The 3401-nt window shown below is 71.7% G+C and carries 3 protein-coding genes; 2 read left to right on the forward strand and 1 reads right to left on the reverse strand.

Going from position 1 to position 3401, the window contains the following annotated elements:
• The first annotated feature begins 94 nt into the window (after window positions 1–94).
• Window positions 95–886, forward strand: coding sequence for an enoyl-CoA hydratase/isomerase family protein (locus VAE46_RS05105; RefSeq protein ID WP_322795839.1), 792 nt, complete (start codon window positions 95–97; stop codon window positions 884–886).
• A gap of 245 nt (window positions 887–1131) precedes the next feature.
• On the opposite strand, the gene VAE46_RS05110 is transcribed toward VAE46_RS05105, so the two are convergent.
• Window positions 1132–1926, reverse strand: coding sequence for an alpha/beta hydrolase (locus tag VAE46_RS05110; RefSeq protein WP_322795840.1), 795 nt, complete (start codon window positions 1924–1926; stop codon window positions 1132–1134).
• Between the two features lie 211 nt (window positions 1927–2137).
• Between VAE46_RS05110 and VAE46_RS05115 the strand changes: the two genes are divergently transcribed.
• Entirely contained in the window at window positions 2138–3364 is a 1227-nt protein-coding gene (locus VAE46_RS05115; protein WP_322795841.1) for an MFS transporter, read from the forward strand.
• Window positions 3365–3401 lie beyond the last annotated feature (37 nt).

Here is a 3401-nt window from a genome sequence, read left to right on the forward strand (position 1 = left end):
CGGCCCCCCCCCCCGCCTTTCCCGCCCGCGTCCCATCCGCCACAATCCCCTGCACAGCCCGGCAGCTGAACCCTCTTCCCAGGAGCCCCTCGCCATGCCCGACTGCCTCGTCGAACGCCACGGCCCCGTCATGCTCATCACCTTCAACCGCCCCGAGCGCATGAACGCCATGGGCGGCACCCTCCTGCCCGAATTCCTCGCCGCCCTCACCGAAGCCCGCCGCGATGACCGCGTCCGCGCCGTCGTCGTCACCGGGGCCGGCCGCGCCTGGTGCGCCGGCGCCGACCTGCAGGCCATGGGCTCCTCCGGCGCTCCCGAGCACGAGCGGCGCTTCAACGCCGTCGACGATATCGGCGAGGTTGGCCGCATCGTCCTCGCCATCGACAGCTGCGATAAGCCCCTCATCGCCGCGGTCAACGGCGTCGCCGTCGGGGGCGGCTTCGGCCTCTGCTCCGCCTTCGACCTCCGCATCGCCAGCGAAGAAGCCCGCTTCGGCACCATCTTCATCAAGCGCGCCCTCGCCCCCGATTGCGGCCTCTCTTACTACCTCCCGCGCCTCGTCGGACCCGAACGGGCGGCCGAGCTCTTCTACAGCGGCCGCATGGTCGATGCCCGCGAAGCGCTCGAACTCGGCATCGTCTCCCGCGTCGTCCCCCACGACCAGCTGCTCGAAACGGCCCTCGCGACCGCCCGCGAGTATGCCGCCCAGCCCCCGGCCGCCCTCACCTACACCCGCCGCGCCATCCGCCGCTCCCTCAGCAGCACCCTCCCCGACCAGCTCGCCTTCGAATGGGCCCAGCAGAAGGCCTGCCTCCAGGGCCCCGAATTCCGCGAAGGCGTCCAGGCCTTCCTCGAAAAGCGCGAACCCGACTACGCAAAGTTCTAGGTAGAAAGGGAGAAGGGGAGAGCGGGAGAAAGGGAGAGGGGACAAGGGGAGAAGGGGACAAGGGGAGAAGGGGAAAAGGCTCCCCGGCAGCGAGGGGGCGGATGGGCGGCTCCCCGCTCCCGGCTCCCCGCTCCCGGTTCCCGGGCTGGGCAGCGGCGGGCGGTGGCTCCCGGCTCCCGGTTCCCCGCTCCCCGTTCCCACCTCCCACTTCCAACCTCCAACCTCCAACCTTCAACCTTCAACCTTCAACCTCCCACCTCCCCCAGGAAGTCGCGCACCAGCGCGTTGAACTCCCTCGCCCGTTCGAAATACACCGAATGCCCCGCCCGCGGCACCAGCACGAAGCGACCCCGCGGCAGCGCCCGCGCCAGCGCCTCCACCGCCGCCGGCGGGATGACCACATCCTCCTCCCCCGCAAGGCAGAGCACCGGGACGTCCAGCCCTCGCACCTGCTCCGGTGCAATCGTCCACATCGTCCCCAGCTGCCGGCGCAGCGCCTCCTTATCCAGGTCCTCCGCCAGGTTGTTGATGCCCCAGTAGAGGTGGTGCAGCTCCGGCTGCTCCCGCGCCATCCGCTCGCCCGCAGCGGGGTGAATCCCGCGCGCAAACAACCCCGCCTCCGCGTCCGGGGGTGTCGCCGCCCAGGCCGCCGCCGTCTCCGCCGACCAAAACCCGCCGTGCGTATCACACATCACCAGCGCCCGCACGCGCTCCGGGTGCGCCAGCGTGTAGGCAAGGCACGTCCAGCCGCCCATCGATTGCGCCACCAGCCGGACCTCGCCGCCGCCCGCCGCCTCGATCAGCGCCGCCAGGTCATCCGCGAAGGCCAGCGCCCCCGGCCCCGGCGCATCCTGCCGCGAGGGCGCGAAGCCCCTGTGCGCGAACACCAGGCAGCGGTACTCCCGCGCGAAGACCGGCACCTGCTGCCACCATGACAGGTGATTCCCGCCCAGCCCGTGCGCAAACACCAGCAGCGGCGCCCCCTCCGGCCCCGCCAGCTCGTAGTAGATCCGTGCCCCCGGGCGCTCCAGCCACGCCATCCCGCCTATTCTAATCCCCCGGGCTCCCCGCTCCCCGCTCCCGGTCACCTCCCACCTCCAACCTCCCACCTCCAACCTCTCCCCGCTCCCGGTTCGCGGGCGGGGCTCGGGCGGCCGGGCGGCTCCCGGCTCCCGGGTTGGCCTGGGTGGCCGGCGGGGCTCCCGGCTCCCACCTCCCACCTCCCACCTCCCACCTCTCTACAATGCCCCGATGCCCCAGGGAGCCCTCGCCTTCCGCGATTTCCGCCTCCTGTTCGCCGGCGTCGTCCTCATCAGCTTCGTCATGCCCATGCAATACCTCACCCAGGTCTTCTGGGTGCAGCAGCACTACCCCGGCAGCGAAGTCATGTACGTCGGGCTCATCGGCGCAGCACGCGGCCTCGCCATGATCCTCTTCGGACTCCTCGGCGGCGCTCTCGCCGACCGCCTCGAGCGGCGCGCCCTGCTCATCGCCACCCAGGTCGCAGCCCTCGCCATCAACGCCGCCGTCGCCGTCCTTATGCTCGCCATGCCCCTCGGCGATGCCACCATCCTGCCCCTCCTCGCGCTCACCTTCTTCGCCGCCGGCAACATGGCCGTCGACCTCCCGGCGCGCCAGGCCGCCACCCCGGCCATCGTCGGCATGGCCGCGCTCCCCTCCGCGATCACCCTCCAGATGGTGGCGCAGCAGGTCACCTTCCCTCTCGCCCTCCCCCTCGTCGGCTACCTCAACGACCACCTCGAACCCGGGCAGGTCTACGCCCTGACGCTCCTGGCCTGGGTCGCCGTTCTCCCCCTGCTCCTCGCCCTCCGCTTCCGTTCCCGCGGCACCGGCGGAGCCGGCGATGGCGTGCTGCGCAACATCCGCGATGGCCTCGCCTACACCCGCCGCGAACCCACCCTCTTCGCCGTCGTCACCATCGTGCTCGCCATCCAGGTCCTCGGCATGCCCGGGCCTGCCACCCTCGGACCCTCATGGATGCGCAACGTCCTCGGGCTCACCCCCACCCAGTTTGGCTTCATGGCCATGACGTGGGGCCTCGGCACCTTCGCCGCGTCGCTCTTTTTCTTCTGGCGCGGCCACCTCCCCGGCCGGACCGCCACGCTCCGGGCCGCCGCCCTCGGGTTCGCCGCCGGCGCCATCGTCTTCGCCCACTCGCGTTTCGTCCCCCTCACTGCGGTCGCGAACTTCGCGCTCGGGTTCGCCCTCGTCGGCACCATGGTCTCCTCCACCACCATCGCCCAGCGCACCGTCCAGGAGCACATGCGCGGCCGTGTGATGGGACTCTTCCCTCTCGCCATGGGCCTCGCCATGGTCGCCGCCCTGCCCGTCGGCGGCGCTGCCCAGCTCACCAGCCTTCAGGCCGTCTTCCCCATCATGGCCTGGCTCACCCTCGCCACCGTCGCCCTCGTTCTCCTCGCCGCCCGCCCCCGCCCCCTCCCCGAACCAACCCGCTAACCTCCCACCTCCCGGGCGGGGCTCCCGGTTCCCCGCT

Source organism: Tepidiforma sp., assembly GCF_034433535.1.
GTDB lineage: Bacteria > Chloroflexota > Dehalococcoidia > Tepidiformales > Tepidiformaceae > Tepidiforma.